We start from the raw sequence: 16,081 nt of genomic DNA on the forward strand, positions 1-16,081 counted from the left end.
TGGACCGACCCCGACATCCCGACAGCACGAGGAGACCCCGTGAGCGAGCAGAGCACCCCCGGACCCGACGACCAGCGGCTGGCCGAGCTGATCGGCCCCGCGGTGGAGGAGTCGGGGCTCGTCCTGGAGCACGTCGCCCTGAAGCCCGCCGGCACCGGGCTCGTGCTGCAGGTGCTCGTGGACCTGCCGGAGGACAGCACCGACAGCGTGGACATCGACCGGATCGCCGCGGTCTCCCGGGCCGTGTCCGAGCTCCTCGACCGCACGGACCCCGTGCCGGGCTCGGCCTACGAGCTGGAGGTGTCCTCCCCGGGGGCCACGAGGGAGCTCGCGGCCCCGCGGCACTGGCGCCGCTCGATCGGACGGCTGGTGCGGGTCACCCCGGTGGAGGGCGAGAAGTTCACGGCCCGCCTGCTGGAGGTGGGCCAGGACGGCGTGGTCCTGCAGCGCAGCCACCAGGTGAAGAAGGGGATGCCGGCCCGGCTGCTCGAGCCGGAGCGCTGGGCCTTCGAGGCCGTGCGCCGGGCCAGGGTGGAGGTCGAGTTCACGGACTGACGGACCCGGCCCCGCCCGGCACGAGTGTAAGATGTGCCGTTGACGCCGCGGCGCCCACCGGCGCCGCGGTCCGCAGTGCGACGACAACCGAGTGCGACGACGAGTGCGCGAGCACGACCCGTGGCGGCGCCCCGTCATCCCCGACGGTGCGCTGCGCCGTCCCCGGGGCCGTCAGGTGAGGAAGGCCGGACATGGACATCGATATGAGCACCCTCCGACTGCTGGAGCGTGAGCGCGACATCCCCGTGGACCTGCTCATCCCCACCATCGAGCAGGCCCTCCTGCTGGCGTACCACAAGACCGCCGGCGCGCTGCCGGGAGCGCGCGCCGAGATCGAGCGCCGGACCGGCCACGTCACCATCTGGGCGCCCGAGCTGGACGAGGACGGCGAGGCGGTCGGGGAGTTCGACGACACCCCGGCCGGCTTCGGGCGGATCGCGGCCTCCACGGCCCGCCAGGTCATCCTCCAGCGGCTGCGCGACGTCGAGGACGACGCCGTCCTGGGCCACTTCAAGGGCCGGGAGGGAGAGATCGTCTCCGGGCAGATCCAGCAGGGGCACAACCCCCACATGGTCCAGGTCGACCTGGGCACCGTGGAGGGCGTGCTGCCCCCGCACGAGCAGGCCCCCGGCGAGAAGTACCCGCACGGCGCTCGCATCCGCGCCTTTGTCGTGGAGGTCAAGCGCGGCATGAAGGGCCCGTCCATCACGCTGTCCCGGTCCCACCCGGACCTGGTGCGCCGCCTGTTCGAGATGGAGGTGCCGGAGATCGCCGACGGCTCCGTGGAGATCATGGCGATCGCCCGCGAGGCCGGCCACCGCACCAAGATCGCCGTGCGCGCCACCCAGTCCGGGATCAACGCCAAGGGCGCCTGCATCGGGGAGATGGGCTCCCGCGTGCGCGCCGTGATGAACGAGCTGCACGACGAGAAGATCGACATCGTCGACTGGTCGGACGACCCCGCCCGCTGCATCGCCAACGCCCTGTCCCCGGCCAAGGTGACCCGGGTGACCGTGCTCGACGAGCGGGCCCGCTCGTCCCGCGCCGTGGTCCCCGACACCCAGCTGTCCCTGGCCATCGGCAAGGAGGGCCAGAACGCCCGCCTGGCCGCCAAGCTCACGGGCTGGAAGATCGACATCGTGCCCGAGTCGAAGGCCGCCGAGCGCCGCTGAGCCCCGCCGGGGCGGGACCGGCGCCCCCGCCCCGGGGCGGTCCCGGGATCCCGCGCGCCCCCGGTTTCGGCCCAGGGCGGTCCCCGGGATAGACTGGACAGCGGTCAGATCGTTGGTGGTCCCTGTCCGGCGCCCGCTCCCGGCCCGCACGGGACGTCCCCGACGTCCCGGCGCGAGACGAGGAGTACCGAGCGAGTGAGTGCAGACTCCCGTCGCACGTGCATCGGATGCCGGACCACCGAACACCCTGACCAGCTCGTACGTGTGGTGACCGAACCGACCGACAGCGGCCTCCGGGCCGTGGTCGACCGGGACGGCCGCCTCGGCGGTCGCGGAGCCTGGCTCCACCCCTCCCACGAGTGCCTGGACTCGGCCCTGCGCCGGCGCGCCTTCCGGCGCGCGTTCCGGGCGGTCGTGGACACGGAGGCGGTCGCTCCCGCACTGGACGCCCTGCTGTCCACGGGGGCAGCCCCGGCGACCGGACGCACGAGTGCCGACCACAGCCGTCCCCGGACGGCAGCCCGCGCGGTCCGACCGGACCGGTGACCACGTCCGTACGCGGGTGAAGAACTGGAAAGCGAGTCAGAGAACCGATGGAAAACCGATGAGTGCCCAGCGATGAGTGCTTCGTTGTGCTCTGCCAACGGCCTCCCGCGACCCCGCGCCGTCCTCGACGGCCGATGCTCCGGGAGCCTCAACGGAAAATAAGTGGTTCGTGCCTGTTTCGGTGCGGACCGAGACAGGAGAGAAGTGGCCAAGCCCCGCGTTCACGAGCTCGCGAAAGAGCTCGGAATAACGTCCAAGGAAGCGATTTCCACGCTTCAGACCCTGGGTGAGTTCGTCCGAGGCGCGTCCTCGACCGTCGAGCCGCCCGTCGCCAAGAAGCTGCGCTCCGCCCTCGCCGGCCGGGCGGAGAAGTCCGCCCCGGCGGCCCCGGCGCCCGCCGGCAAGCCCGCGTCCAAGCCCGGCGCCTCGTCCCGGCCCGGCACCTCCGCGCCCGCCCCGGGCCCGGCGGCCGCCAAGCCCGCCGAGAAGGCACCGGAGCGCACGCCCGAGAAGGCCGCCGAGCAGCGGCCGGCCGAGAAGGCGCCCGAGCAGCGCTCCGCCGAGCCGTCCTCGACCCCGGAGCGGTCCGCGCCGCAGCGCCCGGCGGCACCGGGCGCCAGGACCCCCGCCCCGGGCCCGCGCCCGGGCAACAACCCGTTCGCCAGCCAGCAGGGCATGGGCCGCAGCGGAGCGCCCCGTCCGGGCTCCGCCGCGCCGCGCCCCGGTGGCACCGCGCCCCGTCCGGGCTCGGCCGCGCCGCGCCCCGGTGCTCCCCGCCCGGCGGGTCCGCGTCCGGGCAACAACCCGTTCGCCGCCCAGCAGGGCATGCGCTCGGGCCGTCCCGAGCGTCAGGGCGGACCTCGTCCCCAGGGCCAGGGCCAGGGCGGTCCCCGCCCGCAGGGCCAGGGTCAGGGCGGTCCCCGTCCGCAGGGCCAGGGCGGCCCGCGTCCCCAGGGCGGTCCCCGCCCCGGCGGCGCACGTCCCAGCCCGAACATGATGCCCGGGCACACCACCGGCGTGGCCCCGATCGGCTCCCGGCCGGCCGGCGGCGGCGCAGGTCCCCGCCGCGGCGGTCCCGGCGGCGGCGGGGGCGGGTTCTCCCGTCCCGGCGGCGGCCCCGGCCGCGGCGGCCGCGGCGGCACCCAGGGCGCCTTCGGGCGCGGCGGTGCCCGCGGCAAGCAGCGCAAGTCGAAGCGGGCGAAGCGCCAGGAGCTCGAGCAGATGAAGGCCCCGTCCGTCGGCGGCGTCGCCGTTCCCCACGGCGACGGCACCACGGTGGTGCGTCTGCGCCGCGGCGCGTCCCTCACGGACTTCGCCGAGAAGATCAACGCGAACCCGGCCTCCCTCGTCACGGTGCTCATCCACCTCGGCGAGATGGCCACGCAGACGCAGTCCCTCGACGAGGAGACCTTCCAGCTGCTGGGCGCCGAGCTCGGGTACCGGATCCAGGTGGTCTCGCCGGAGGACGAGGAGCGCGAGCTCTTCGAGTCCTTCGACATCGACCTGGACGCCGAGGCCGCGGCCGAGGGCGAGGACGTCCTGGAGGCGCGCCCGCCGGTCGTCACCGTCATGGGCCACGTCGACCACGGCAAGACCCGCCTGCTCGACGCGATCCGCAACACGAAGGTGATCGAGGGGGAGGCCGGTGGCATCACCCAGCACATCGGCGCCTACCAGATCGAGACCGAGGTCGACGGCCAGGAGCGGCAGATCACGTTCATCGACACCCCGGGCCACGAGGCGTTCACCGCCATGCGTGCCCGCGGTGCCCAGGTGACGGACATCGCCGTGCTCGTGGTCGCCGCGGACGACGGCGTCATGCCGCAGACGGTCGAGGCGCTCAACCACGCCCAGGCCGCCGGCGTGCCGATCGTGGTGGCGGTGAACAAGATCGACAAGCCAGAGGCGAACCCGGAGAAGATCCGCGGCCAGCTCACCGAGTACGGCCTGGTCCCCGAGGAGTACGGCGGCGACACCATGTTCGTCGACGTCTCCGCGCGCCAGAACCTCAACATCGACGACCTGCTGGACGCGATCGTGCTGACCGCGGACGGCGCGCTCGAGCTCTCGGCGAACCCGAACAAGGGTGCCCGCGGCGTGGCGATCGAGGCGAACCTGGACAAGGGGCGCGGTGCGGTCTCGACCGTGCTCGTGCAGTCCGGCACGCTGCACGTCGGCGACGCGATCGTCGCCGGCGCCGCGTACGGCCGCGTGCGCGCCATGTTCGACGAGAACGGGCAGTCCGTCGAGGAGGCGGGTCCCTCGCGGCCCGTGCAGGTGCTGGGCCTCGACTCCGTGCCCCGGGCGGGCGACACGTTCCTCTCCACCCCGGAGGAGCGCACCGCGCGCCAGATCGCCGAGAAGCGCCAGGCGGCGGACCGCAACGCCCTGCTCGCCAAGCGCCGCAAGCGGATCACGCTCGAGTCCTTCGACGAGGCCGTGGCCGCCGGCAAGATCGACACGCTCAACCTCATCATCAAGGGCGACGTGTCCGGTGCCGTGGAGGCGCTCGAGGACTCGCTGCTCAAGATCGACGTGGGCGAGGAGGTCCAGCTGCGGGTCATCCACCGCGGCGTCGGCGCCATCACCCAGAACGACGTCAACCTGGCGACCGTGGACAACGCGATCATCATCGGCTTCAACGTCCGTCCCGCCGAGCGCGTGACGGACCTGGCCGACCGCGAGGGCGTCGAGATGAAGTTCTACTCGGTGATCTACAACGCCATCGACGACGTCGAGAGCGCGCTCAAGGGCATGCTCAAGCCGGAGTACGAGGAGGTGGCGCTCGGCACCGCCGAGATCCGCGAGGTGTACCGCTCCTCCAAGTGGGGCAACATCGCCGGTGCCTACATCACCAAGGGCACCATCCGCCGCAACTCCAAGGCCCGGCTCGTCCGGGACGGCAGCGTCGTGGCGGACAACCTCACCGTCGACTCGCTGCGCCGGTTCAAGGACGACGCGACCGAGGTCCGCGAGGGCTACGAGTGCGGTATCGGGCTCGGCTCCTTCAACGACATCCACGAGGGCGACCTCATCGAGACGTGGGAGATGCGCGAGAAGCCGCGCGCCTGACCCGTTTCGAGTCCCGCGCCCCGCGCGCGGGACACCCGCGGCGGCACGGGCGGGCCCAGCGCCCGCCCGTGCCGCCGCCCCCGTTCCAGCACCGTTCCCCGCCTCGTCGCCAGCACCGCGCCGAGCACCGCACCGCCCCGACCCGAGGAGCATCCACCATGGCTGACGCAGCACGCGCCGCCCGACTCGCCGACCGGATCAAGGTCGTCGTGGCCCAGGCGCTCGAGCGCCGGGTCAAGGACCCCCGGCTGGGCTTCGTGACCATCACGGACGCCCGCGTCACCAACGACCTCCAGCACGCCACCCTGTACTACACGGTGTTCGGCACCGCGGAGGAGCAGCAGAACACCCGGGCGGCCCTCGAGTCCGCCAAGGGCGTCCTGCGCAGCGAGGTGGGACGGAACATCACGGCCCGCCTGACGCCCACCCTGACCTTCGTCCCGGACGAGATCCCGGTCAACGCCTCCCACCTCGAGGAGGTGCTCCGCGCGGCCAAGGAGAAGGACGCCGAGGTCGCCGCCCAGGCCGCCGGGGCCAGCTGGGCCGCCGGCGAGGACCCCTACCGGAAGCCGGCCGAGGAGGACGACGAGTCCTCCCGGGACCGCTGAGCAGGCGGGGGCACCGGGGAAGTGACCCGCACGAAGCCTGACGTCCCGAGCCCGGACCCGTCCCTGCCGACGCCGTCCGGGCTCGTGGTCGTGGACAAGCCCGCCGGCTGGACCAGCCACGACGTCGTCGCCCGCGCCCGCCGCCTCGCGGGCACCCGCAAGGTGGGCCACGCCGGCACCCTGGACCCCATGGCCACGGGCGTGCTGGTGCTCGGCGTCGACCGGGCCACCCGCCTCCTGACCTGGGTGGTGGGCCGGGACAAGACGTACGCCGCGACGATCCGGCTCGGCCTGACCACCGTGACCGACGACGCCGAGGGGGAGGTCGTCGACGTCGCCGCCCCCGGGGCCGTGACCGCGATGGACGAGCACGCGGTGGCGGCCGGCGTCGCCCGGCTCACCGGGGACATCCAGCAGGTCCCCGCGAAGGTCAGCGCCATCAAGGTCGAGGGCCGCCGCGCCTACGCCCAGGTCCGCGCCGGGCAGGACGTGGAGCTCGCCGCGCGCCCCGTCACCGTCTCCGAGTTCGCCGTGCACCGGCTCGTGCGCACCGCCGACGACGCCGGGCGGGAGGTCCTCGACGTCGACGTCACCGTGACCTGCAGCTCGGGCACCTACGTCCGGGCCCTGGCCCGGGACCTCGGCGCCGACCTCGGGGTGGGCGGTCACCTGACCGCGCTGCGCCGCACCCGGGTGGGCGCGTGGACCCTCGAGGACGCGTCCACCCTCGAGGAGCTCGCCGCGGAGGTGGCCGCCGGCCGCCCGCTGCCCGTGACGAGCCTGGAGGAGGCCGCCGCCGGACTGTTCCCCGTCCGCCGGCTGACCGCCGCCGAGGCCCAGGACGTCGCCCACGGCCGCCGGATCGGTCCCAGTGCCGCCGGCGGCGCCGCGGGCCACGACGAGGACCGTGGTCAGGGCCACCGGGGGACTGCCCCGGACCAGGACGCCGTCACCGCCGGCTTCGCCCCCGACGGGCGTCTCGTGGCCCTGCTGTCCGACCGCGGCCACCGCGGCGAGCGCACCGCCAAGCCCGTGCTCGTCTTCCTGCCCGGGGAGCGGTTCCCCGTGCCCCCCGGGACCCCCCGGGAGGAGCGCTGATGCTGTGGGGCTACGACGGCTGGTTCTGGGCCGCGGTCCTGCTCGGCGCCCTCTCCTTCCTGGTGTGCGCCGTGCAGGCCGCACGCGGGCGGCGGCCCGACGACTGGACCCAGGGCTCCGTGCTGCTGCTCGAGGCGTTCCTGCTCGTCTACGCCGTGGGCACGGTCGTCATGCACGTGCGGGGGCCCGGGCCCACCGGATCGGCCCTCGAGTACTGGGGCTACCTGCTGACCGCCCTGCTCATCCCGGCGGGAACCTTCGTGTGGTCCCTCGTGGAGCGCTCGAGCTGGTCCAACTGGGTGCTCGCTGCCGCGGGGCCGGTGGTCGCCATCATGGTCTACCGCATGAACTACATCTGGTACTACCAGTGAGCCCCGGACCCCGGACCGGCTCCCGGCCCGCCACGACCCCGCAGGAGAGGCCCCGATGACGCACGACCGCCCGCAGGACGGCCCCACCCGGCTGCAGCGGCGTTTCGGGCCCCGCGCCGCCGCGGCGCGCGGCGACCGCAAGTCCTCGGGCTTCGGCCGGCTGGTCGTCGTGGTCTACGCGGTCTTCTCCCTCTCCGCCGGTGTCCGCTCGCTCTACCAGATCGCGACGGACTTCCAGGCCGCGCCGCTGCCGTACCTGCTCTCCGCGTTCGCCGCGGCCGTCTACGTGGTGGCCACCGTGGCCCTCGCCCGGCCCGGCCCCCGCTGGCACCGGCTGGCCACGGCCGCCGTGGCCGTGGAGCTGCTCGGCGTGCTCGGCGTGGGCCTGCTCTCGGTGCTCGTCCCGGAGCTGTTCCCCGAGGCCAGCGTGTGGTCCCACTTCGGGCAGGACTACGGCTACGTCCCGCTCGTGCTGCCGGTGGTCGGCCTCGCCTGGCTCCGCCGGTCCCGGCCCCGGGGCGGGCGGGCACCCGCCTGAGCGCCCGTCCGTCCCGCGCGGCCCACCGGCACGCACCGGGTAGGCTCGGTCGCGGGCCGGAGCGCCCCGTGCCGCACGCCTCCCGAAAGGATCCCCGCCGATGCCCGTACGCCCCGACGGCGCCGAGGACTACGACGTCCCCGTCCTCACCGACGGCACCGTGGTGCTGCGCCGGCTCGAGGAGCGCGACGTCCCGCAGCTGGCCCGCAACTGCGCGGACCCCGCGGCCGCGGAGTTCACCACCGTGCCCCTGGGCTACACGGAGGCCGATGCGCGCTGGTACGTCGACGAGTTCGTCCCCGCCGCCTGGCGCGCCGGCCGCGAGTACAACTGGGCGGTCGCCGACGCCCGGACCGACCTGCTGCACGGGACCGTGGGGCTCAACGCCCTGCGCGGGACCACGGCGGACATCGGGCTCAACTTCGGCCCCCACGCCCGCGGCACCGGCGCCGCCGAGGCCGCCTGCCGGCTGCTGCTCGAGCACGCCTTCGCGACCCTGGGCCTCACCTATGCTTACTGGATGGCGAAGGTCCCCAACTGGGCCAGCCGCAAGCTCGCCTGGAGGCTCGGCTTCCGCTCCCCGGTGCGGATCGACGGGTTCATGGAGCAGCGCGGCGCCTCGGTGGACGCCTGGATCCTGACCCTCGGCGCGGAGGACCCCCGCTCCCCGCAGGCCCCGTGGGACGGCCCGCCGTCCCCGGCCGCCGCCCCCGCGGAGGGGCCCGGCGACCCGCACCGGCCCGTGCCGCCCCGACCCTGACCTGCCTGTTCCGTTCCTGCGAGGAGAAGCGTGTTCCGCTGGCGAGATCTCTCTGACGTCCCCCCGGGCTTCGGCCCGTCGGTCGTCACCATCGGCAATTTCGACGGTGTCCACCGGGGCCACCAGCGGGTGCTGTCCCAGCTCGTCGACTCCGCCCGCGAGCTGGGCTGGGCCTCGGTGGTCGTGACGTTCGACCCGCACCCCGCGCAGGTGCACCGCCCCGGCAGCCACCCGGGACTGATCATGGGCACCGAGGACAAGCTGGACGCCCTCGAGCGCACCGGCGCGGACGCCGCCCTCGTGCTGGAGTACACCCTGGATTTCGCGGCCCAGTCCACCGAGCAGTTCGTGCTGGGCACCCTGGTGGGCCCGCTCGGCGCGCGCTGCCTCGTGGTGGGCGAGGACACCCGCCTGGGCAAGGACAACACCGGCAACATCGACACGCTCCGGGAACTGGGGGAGCGCCACGGGTTCGAGGTCCGCGTGGTCGACGACCTGCTCGACCCGCTGCACGAGCAGCACCCGGAGCACGCCCCGGCCGTGACCTCGGCGGGGGAGCGGCGCTGCTCCTCCACGTGGATCCGCGCCTGCCTGCAGGCGGGGGACGTGCGCGCGGCCGCCCGGCTGCTCGGGCGCCACCACCGGATGCGCGGGGAGGTGGTGCACGGGGCCGCCCGCGGGCGGGAGCTCGGCTATCCCACGGCCAACCTGTCCCCGGACGCGGCCGGGTTCGTCCCCGCGGACGGGGTGTACGCCGGGTGGCTGCTCGACGCCCACGGCACCCGCTGGCCCACCGCGATCTCCGTGGGGTCCAACCCGACGTTCGAGAACGTGCCCCGGCAGGTCGAGGCGCACGTCATCGACCGCCCCGAGGAGCGGGTCGAGGACTTCGACCTCTACGGCCAGGAGGTGGTCGTGGAGTTCGTCGCCCGGCTGCGCGGGATGGTCGCCTACGAGGGCGTCGACAAGCTCGTGGCCCAGATGGACGACGACGTCGAGCGCACCCGCGGCATCCTGGCCGCCGAGGCCTGAGCCCCGGCGGCCGGGCCCCTACATCTCCTCGTGCTCGTTCGGGTCGAACCCCGACCCGCTGATCCCCGTGTGCAGCATCTGCAGCCGGTGCATCTGCTCCTCGTCCAGCTCCCAGTCGAAGACGTCGAGGTTCTCGGCCATGCGCCGGGGGTCGGAGCTCTTCGGGATCGGCACGTTGTGTGACTGCAGGTGCCAGCGGAGGACGACCTGGGCCGGGGTGCGGCCGGTCCGCCGGGCGATCCGCGCGATCCACTCGTGCTGGAGCAGGTCGGTCTTGCGGCCCAGCGGGGACCAGGCCTGGGTGATGATGCGGTGCTCCGCGTGGAACTCCCGCAGCCGCTCCTGCTGGTACTGCGGGTGCAGCTCCACCTGGTTGACGGCCGGCGTCTCGCCGGTCTCCTCGACCAGGCGCCGGATGTGGGCGGGCGTGAAGTTGGACACCCCCACCGAGCGGACGAGCCCCTCCTGCCGCAGCTCCAGCATCGTCCGCCACGTCTCGACGTACCGGCCGACCGACGGGTTCGGCCAGTGGATGAGGTACAGGTCCACGTGGTCGGTGCCCAGCCGCCGCAGGGAGCCCTCGAGCGAGCGGCGCACGGAGTCCGTGCCGTGGTCCCGGCCCGGCAGCTTGGTGGTGAGGAACAGCTCGTCGCGCGGCACCCCGGCCGCTGCGATCGCGCGCCCCACGCCCGTCTCGTTGCCGTAGTTGACCGCGGTGTCGACCATCCGGTAGCCCAGCATGAGGGCCTCGGCGACGTCGGCCTCGGCCCCGGCGTCGTCCATCGGGTAGGTGCCCAGCCCGATCGCGGGAATGCGCCGGCCGTCCCGCATCGTGTGCGTGCGGTCGGCGACCGCCGGGCCCCGCCCGTCCTTCTCGTCCTTGCTCACGCGCTGCTCCTGCTCGTCTCGTCCTGCTCGTCCACGTGCTGCCGGCCCGGTCCTGCCCGGCCCGGACGGCCGTGCGCCGGGACCCCGCCGTCGTGTCCCTCCCATCTTGGCCCACCGGCCGGGGGAGGCCCAGCGCAGCGCGCCGCGCTGCGCGGGGGTGGGGCGGCGCGCCCGGGTCCGCTAGACTGGACGGCGGTCCGACTGCAGTCCGTGGTTGTCGGACCCCCGGGGAGTCCCGGGACCCGGCGACGAGCCCGTCGTCCGGGCCGCACGGTACTGACTCGAACGGAGTTACACGTGGCACTCGACGCCGCCATCAAGCAGGAGATCATCAAGGACTTCGCCACCCACGAGGGCGACACCGGTTCGCCCGAGGTGCAGATCGCGGTCCTGACCCGCCGGATCGCCGATCTGACGGAGCACCTGAAGCAGCACAAGCACGACCACCACACCCGCCGCGGCCTGATGGCCCTGGTCGGTCGCCGTCGCCGCATGCTGACCTACCTGCGCGACACCGACATCACGCGCTACCGCACGCTCATCGAGCGGCTCGGCCTGCGCCGCTAGTCGGCACCCGGCGGCGTCCGCCCGGCAACGGGAGGACGCCGCCGAGCACCGGGCCCGCACGGCACAGCAGCCGGGCGGACCCCCCGCACCACCAGAGACAGCACCATCGAACACCAGACGGGGCCACCGCGCCGATCATTCGCGGTCCTCGGTAGTGATCTCCGGACACCGGACGGCCCCCCGCGGCCCCGGACCTTCCGTGGATCTCGATCGAAGACCGGGTGACGCGCGGACGGTCCCGCCGACACGAAACGGAGGTGACCCTTGGAGGGTCCCGAGATCCAGTACGCCGAAGCCGTCATCGACAACGGCTCCTACGGAAAGCGCGTCGTGCGCTTCGAGACCGGCCGCCTCGCCAAGCAGGCCGCCGGCTCCACCCTCGTCTCCATCGACGAGGACACCACCATGCTCGCCGCCACCACGGTGGGCAAGTCCCCCCGCCAGGGCTTCGACTTCTTCCCCCTGACGGTCGACGTCGAGGAGCGGATGTACGCGGCCGGGCGCATCCCGGGCTCGTTCTTCCGCCGCGAGGGCCGCCCCTCCACGGACGCGATCCTCACCTGCCGGCTCATCGACCGCCCGCTGCGCCCCGCCTTCGGCAAGGGCATCCGCAACGAGGTGCAGGTCGTCGTCACGATCCTGTCCATGAACCCGGACGAGATCTACAACACCGTGGCGATCAACGCCGCGTCGATGGCCACGACCCTGTCCGGGATGCCCTTCCAGGGCCCCGTCGGCGGCGTGCGCGTGGCGCTCATGGCCGGCGAGAACGGCCAGCACCAGTGGGTGGCCTTCCCGAAGCACTCGCAGCTCGAGAACGCCGTGTTCGACATGGCCGTGGCCGGCCGCGTCGTCACCGGCAAGGACGGCACCGAGGACGTCGCGATCATGATGGTCGAGGCCGAGGCCACCGACAACTCCTGGAACCTGATCAAGAACAACGGCGCCGTGGCCCCCACCGAGGAGCTCGTGGCCCAGGGCCTCGAGGCCGCCAAGCCGGCCCTCAAGGCGCTGTGCGACGCCCAGGCCGACCTCAAGGCCCGCGCCGGCAAGCCGGAGATGGAGCTGCCCCGCTTCGGCGGCTTCGGGGACGACGTCAAGGAGGCCGTCGCGGCCTCCGTCGGCACCCGGCTCGCCGAGGTGTACTCGATCGCCGACAAGCAGGAGCGCGAGACCGCGACCGACGCGCTGCACCAGGCGACCCTGGCCGAGCTCGCCGGCGAGGACGGGCCCTTCGCCGACCGCAAGGACGAGGTCAACGGCGCCTACCAGGCGCTCACCAAGCAGACCGTGCGCCAGCGGGTGCTCACCGAGCAGGTGCGCATCGACGGCCGCGGCCTGACGGACATCCGCCAGCTCACCGCCGAGGTCGAGGTCCTGCCGCGCGTGCACGGCTCCGCGATCTTCGAGCGCGGCGAGACCCAGATCATGGGCGTGACCACGCTGAACATGCTGAAGCTGGAGCAGCAGATCGACTCGCTGTCCCCGGTGAAGCACAAGCGGTACATGCACCACTACAACTTCCCGCCGTACTCCACCGGCGAGACCGGTCGCGTGGGCTCCCCGAAGCGCCGCGAGATCGGCCACGGCGCCCTGGCCGAGCGGGCCATCACCCCGGTGCTGCCCTCCCGCGAGGAGTTCCCCTACGCGATCCGGCAGGTCTCCGAGGCGCTGAGCTCCAACGGCTCCACGTCGATGGGCTCCGTCTGCGCCTCGACCCTGTCGCTGCTCAACGCCGGTGTGCCGCTGCGCGCACCGGTGGCCGGCATCGCCATGGGCCTGGTCTCGGACGAGGTGGACGGGGAGACCCGCTACGCCGCGCTGACCGACATCCTGGGCGCCGAGGACGCGCTGGGCGACATGGACTTCAAGGTGGCCGGCACCTCCGAGTTCGTGACCGCGATCCAGCTCGACACCAAGCTCGACGGGATCCCCTCCTCGGTGCTGGACGCCGCGCTGACCCAGGCCCGCGAGGCCCGGCTGCACATCCTCGGGGTGCTGAACGCGGCCATCGACCGGCCGGACGAGATGAGCGAGTTCGCCCCGCGCGTGATCTCCGTGACCGTCCCCGTCTCCAAGATCGGCGAGGTCATCGGCCCGAAGGGCAAGATGATCAACCAGATCCAGGAGGACACCGGCACCGACATCTCGATCGAGGACGACGGCACCGTCTACATCGGCGCCACCGACGGCCCCTCGGCCGAGGCGGCCCGCGCGGCGATCAACGCGATCGCCAACCCGCAGGTCCCGGAGGTCGGCGAGCGCTACCTGGGCACCGTGGTCAAGACCACGACCTTCGGCGCCTTCGTCTCCCTCACCCCCGGCAAGGACGGCCTGCTGCACATCTCGGAGTTGCGCAAGCTCAACGAGGGCAAGCGCGTCACCGACGTCGAGGACGTCCTCGGCGTCGGCCAGAAGGTCCAGGTCGAGATCACGAAGGTCGACGACCGCGGCAAGCTGTCCCTGGCCCCCGTGGTCGCCGAGGAGCCGAACGTCTTCCCCGAGGACGACGACGCCACCGAGGCCTGAGCCGGGCCCGTCCCGCGCACAGCACCGCACGAGCACAGAAAGCAGCACAGCTGGATGACGGCAGTCGATCTGCCGCTGGAGGCGGGCGACCGCGGCCCGGGGAGCACCCCCGGCCCGGACGCCCGCCTCTCGGCGGTTCCCCGCAGTTCCCCCTCCGCGGCGGCCGCGGCCCTGACCACGGCCGCCGCGGGGTTCAGCCACACCCTGCACGAGGGCGCCGGCGGCAACGTGGTCCGTCGCACGGTCCTGCCGTGCGGCACCCGGGTGGTCACCGAGCGGATGCCCGCCCAGCGGGCCGTGACGGTCGGCTTCTGGGTCGGCGTCGGATCCCGCGACGAGCAGCCCGGCCGTCTGGGCTCCACGCACTTCCTCGAGCACCTGCTGTTCAAGGGCACCGAGCGGCGCTCGGCGCTGCAGATCGCGGAGGCGTTCGACGAGGTGGGCGGGGAGTCCAACGCCGCCACGGCCAAGGAGCACACGTGCTACTACGCGCGGGTCCTGGCCGAGGACCTGCCGATGTCGATCGACGTCATCACCGACATGGTGACGTCGGCCGCCCTGGACCCGGACGAGCTCGAGCGGGAGCGGGGGGTCATCCTCGAGGAGCTCGCGATGGACAAGGACGACCCCGAGGACGTCGCCTTCGAGGAGTTCACCCAGCGGGTGCTGGGGGTCCACCCTCTCGGCCGGCCCATCGGCGGGACCCCCGAGGAGATCCTCGCGGTGCCCCGCGACGCGGTGGTCGAGCACTACCGCCGCCACTACCGGCCCGAGGGCCTCGTGGTCACGGCCGCCGGCGGCCTCGAGCACGACGTCGTCGTCGCCCTCGTCGCCGAGGCCCTCGAGCGCGCGGGCTGGGACCCGGCCGCCCCGGCGGCCCCCCTCCCGCGGCGCGAGCGCACCCCCGCGCCGCTGGAGCCGGTCTGGGGCGAGCACTTCCTGGAGCGGCCCGTGGAGCAGACCAACGTGGTCGTCGGCCGGCCCGGGCTCGTGGCCGGGGACGACCGCCGCTTCGCGATGACCGTGCTCAACGCGGCCCTGGGCGGCGGGATGTCCTCCCGCCTGTTCCAGGAGATCCGCGAGAAGCGCGGCCTGGCCTACAGCACGTTCTCCTTCTCGGGCGCGTACTCGGACGCCGGCTACTTCGGGATGTACGCCGGGTGCCTGCCCGCGCGCACCGACGAGGTCCTGGCGCTCATGGCCGGCGAGCTGGAGACGCTCGCCCGGGACGGCATCGGGGCGGACGAGCTGCGCAAGGTCGTGGGACAGCTGGGCGGGGGCACCGTGCTCGCCCTCGAGGACACCGGGTCCCGGATGTCCCGGCTGGGCTCCGCGGAGCTGAAGTCCGGGGAGTTCCTCGACATCGACGAGTCCCTGGACCGGGTCCGCTCCGTGACCCCGGAGCAGGTCCGGGAGCTCGCGGGGTGGCTCGCCGAGGGCCCGGTCGTGACCACCATCGTGGCGCCCACCCGCCGCTGACCGCACGCCGCCGCCGGGAGCCGGCGGCGGCGCCACCCCTCCCGTGACCTAGAGTTGGAGCCATGACCGAGCGCACCGCCCCCGTGACCACCGACGCCCCGCCGTCCGCCCCCGCCGCGCTGCGCGTCGCCGTGCTCGGCGCGCGCGGCCGGATGGGCAGCGAGGCCGTGCAGGCGGTGCGCCGCACCGAGGGCCTCCAGCTCGTCGCCGAGCTCGGCCGGGAGGACTCCCTCCAGGCCCTGGTCGCCGCCGGCGCGGAGGTCGTGGTCGACCTCACGGTCCCCTCCGCCACGGAGGCCAACGTCCGCTTCGCCGTGCAGCACGGCATGCACTGCGTCGTGGGCACCACCGGCTGGGACGCCGAGCGGCTGGACCGGCTCGAGGCGCTGCTGGCCGAGCACCCCGGGGTGGGGGTGCTCGTCGCCCCCAACTTCTCGGTCGGCGCGGTGCTGGCCATGCGCTTCTCCGCGCAGGCCGCCCGGTTCTTCGAGTCCGTCGAGATCGTCGAGCTGCACCACCCGGAAAAGGTGGACGCCCCCTCGGGCACCGCCGCCCGCACCGCCGCCCTCGTCGGGCAGGCACGGCGGGCCGCAGGGGTCGCGCCGTCGCCGGACGCCACGGAGCAGGACCCGGGCGGGGCCCGCGGCGCGCTCGTGGAGGACGTCCGGGTGCACTCCGTGCGCCTGCGCGGGCTCGTCGCCCACCAGGAGACGCTGCTGGGCGGCGTCGGCGAGCAGCTCACCATCCGGCACGACTCCTTCGACCGCATCTCCTTCATGACCGGCGTGGTGCTCGGCGTCCGGGAGGTGGGCTCCCACGAGGGGCTCACGCACGGGCTCGAGGGCTACCTCGACCTGGGGCTGTAG

Annotated in this window: 15 protein-coding genes; 14 read left to right on the plus strand and 1 reads right to left on the minus strand. The window is 73.8% G+C overall.

Translation table 11 applies throughout. The annotated features are described in order from the left end of the window. Positions 1-39: 39 nt before the first annotated feature. The 10 genes from rimP (at position 40) to AC6CH6_RS07640 (ending at position 9,752) form a co-directional block, all read left to right on the plus strand. Positions 40-555 (plus strand): ribosome maturation factor RimP, encoded by a 516-nt coding sequence (gene rimP, locus AC6CH6_RS07595; protein WP_133410451.1) that lies wholly within the window; start codon positions 40-42, stop codon positions 553-555. A gap of 191 nt (positions 556-746) precedes the next feature. Then, entirely contained in the window at positions 747-1,727 is a 981-nt protein-coding gene (nusA, locus tag AC6CH6_RS07600; RefSeq protein ID WP_368810662.1) for a transcription termination factor NusA, read from the plus strand. 195 nt (positions 1,728-1,922) lie between these two features. Continuing rightward, on the plus strand, positions 1,923-2,273 hold the full coding sequence (locus AC6CH6_RS07605; protein ID WP_081615740.1) for a YlxR family protein: 351 nt from the start codon (positions 1,923-1,925) through the stop codon (positions 2,271-2,273). 204 nt (positions 2,274-2,477) lie between these two features. Continuing rightward, positions 2,478-5,345, plus strand: a complete 2,868-nt coding sequence (infB, locus tag AC6CH6_RS07610; RefSeq protein ID WP_498254666.1) for a translation initiation factor IF-2 — start codon at positions 2,478-2,480, stop codon at positions 5,343-5,345. 158 nt (positions 5,346-5,503) lie between these two features. After that, the gene (gene rbfA, locus AC6CH6_RS07615; protein ID WP_017832930.1) at positions 5,504-5,953 is read left to right on the plus strand and encodes a 30S ribosome-binding factor RbfA; all 450 of its coding nucleotides are present in this window, start codon (positions 5,504-5,506) and stop codon (positions 5,951-5,953) included. 21 nt (positions 5,954-5,974) lie between these two features. Then, positions 5,975-7,051, plus strand: coding sequence for a tRNA pseudouridine(55) synthase TruB (gene truB / locus AC6CH6_RS07620; protein ID WP_498254667.1), 1,077 nt, complete (start codon positions 5,975-5,977; stop codon positions 7,049-7,051). Further along, positions 7,051-7,422 (plus strand): hypothetical protein, encoded by a 372-nt coding sequence (locus AC6CH6_RS07625; RefSeq protein ID WP_017832928.1) that lies wholly within the window; start codon positions 7,051-7,053, stop codon positions 7,420-7,422. The genes truB and AC6CH6_RS07625 overlap by 1 nt, the downstream gene beginning before the upstream one ends. A 55-nt stretch (positions 7,423-7,477) precedes the next feature. Then, positions 7,478-7,960 (plus strand): hypothetical protein, encoded by a 483-nt coding sequence (locus AC6CH6_RS07630; protein WP_498254668.1) that lies wholly within the window; start codon positions 7,478-7,480, stop codon positions 7,958-7,960. 100 nt (positions 7,961-8,060) lie between these two features. Beyond that, complete coding sequence (locus AC6CH6_RS07635; RefSeq protein ID WP_498254669.1) at positions 8,061-8,720, plus strand: GNAT family N-acetyltransferase; 660 nt, start codon at positions 8,061-8,063, stop codon at positions 8,718-8,720. A 30-nt stretch (positions 8,721-8,750) separates the two neighbouring features. After that, positions 8,751-9,752, plus strand: coding sequence for a bifunctional riboflavin kinase/FAD synthetase (locus tag AC6CH6_RS07640; protein WP_498254670.1), 1,002 nt, complete (start codon positions 8,751-8,753; stop codon positions 9,750-9,752). A gap of 18 nt (positions 9,753-9,770) precedes the next feature. Here the strand turns inward: AC6CH6_RS07640 and AC6CH6_RS07645 are convergent, their stop codons facing one another. Further along, positions 9,771-10,640: an aldo/keto reductase gene (locus AC6CH6_RS07645; protein ID WP_498254671.1), complete on the minus strand. Its 870-nt coding sequence runs from the start codon at positions 10,638-10,640 to the stop codon at positions 9,771-9,773. A gap of 297 nt (positions 10,641-10,937) precedes the next feature. Here AC6CH6_RS07645 and rpsO point away from each other — a divergent pair, with 297 nt between their 5' ends. The 4 genes from rpsO (at position 10,938) to dapB (ending at position 16,081) form a co-directional block, all read left to right on the plus strand. Beyond that, positions 10,938-11,207, plus strand: a complete 270-nt coding sequence (gene rpsO / locus AC6CH6_RS07650; protein ID WP_017832923.1) for a 30S ribosomal protein S15 — start codon at positions 10,938-10,940, stop codon at positions 11,205-11,207. A 264-nt stretch (positions 11,208-11,471) separates the two neighbouring features. Further along, positions 11,472-13,736 carry a polyribonucleotide nucleotidyltransferase gene (locus AC6CH6_RS07655; protein WP_498254672.1) on the plus strand — a complete coding sequence of 755 codons (2,265 nt, stop codon included), beginning with the start codon at positions 11,472-11,474 and terminating at the stop codon, positions 13,734-13,736. A 54-nt stretch (positions 13,737-13,790) separates the two neighbouring features. After that, on the plus strand, positions 13,791-15,215 hold the full coding sequence (locus AC6CH6_RS07660; protein ID WP_498254673.1) for a M16 family metallopeptidase: 1,425 nt from the start codon (positions 13,791-13,793) through the stop codon (positions 15,213-15,215). 62 nt (positions 15,216-15,277) lie between these two features. Then, the gene (gene dapB / locus AC6CH6_RS07665; RefSeq protein WP_498254674.1) at positions 15,278-16,081 is read left to right on the plus strand and encodes a 4-hydroxy-tetrahydrodipicolinate reductase; all 804 of its coding nucleotides are present in this window, start codon (positions 15,278-15,280) and stop codon (positions 16,079-16,081) included.

The sequence above is a fragment of the Kocuria sp. GQ42 genome, from assembly GCF_059758435.1.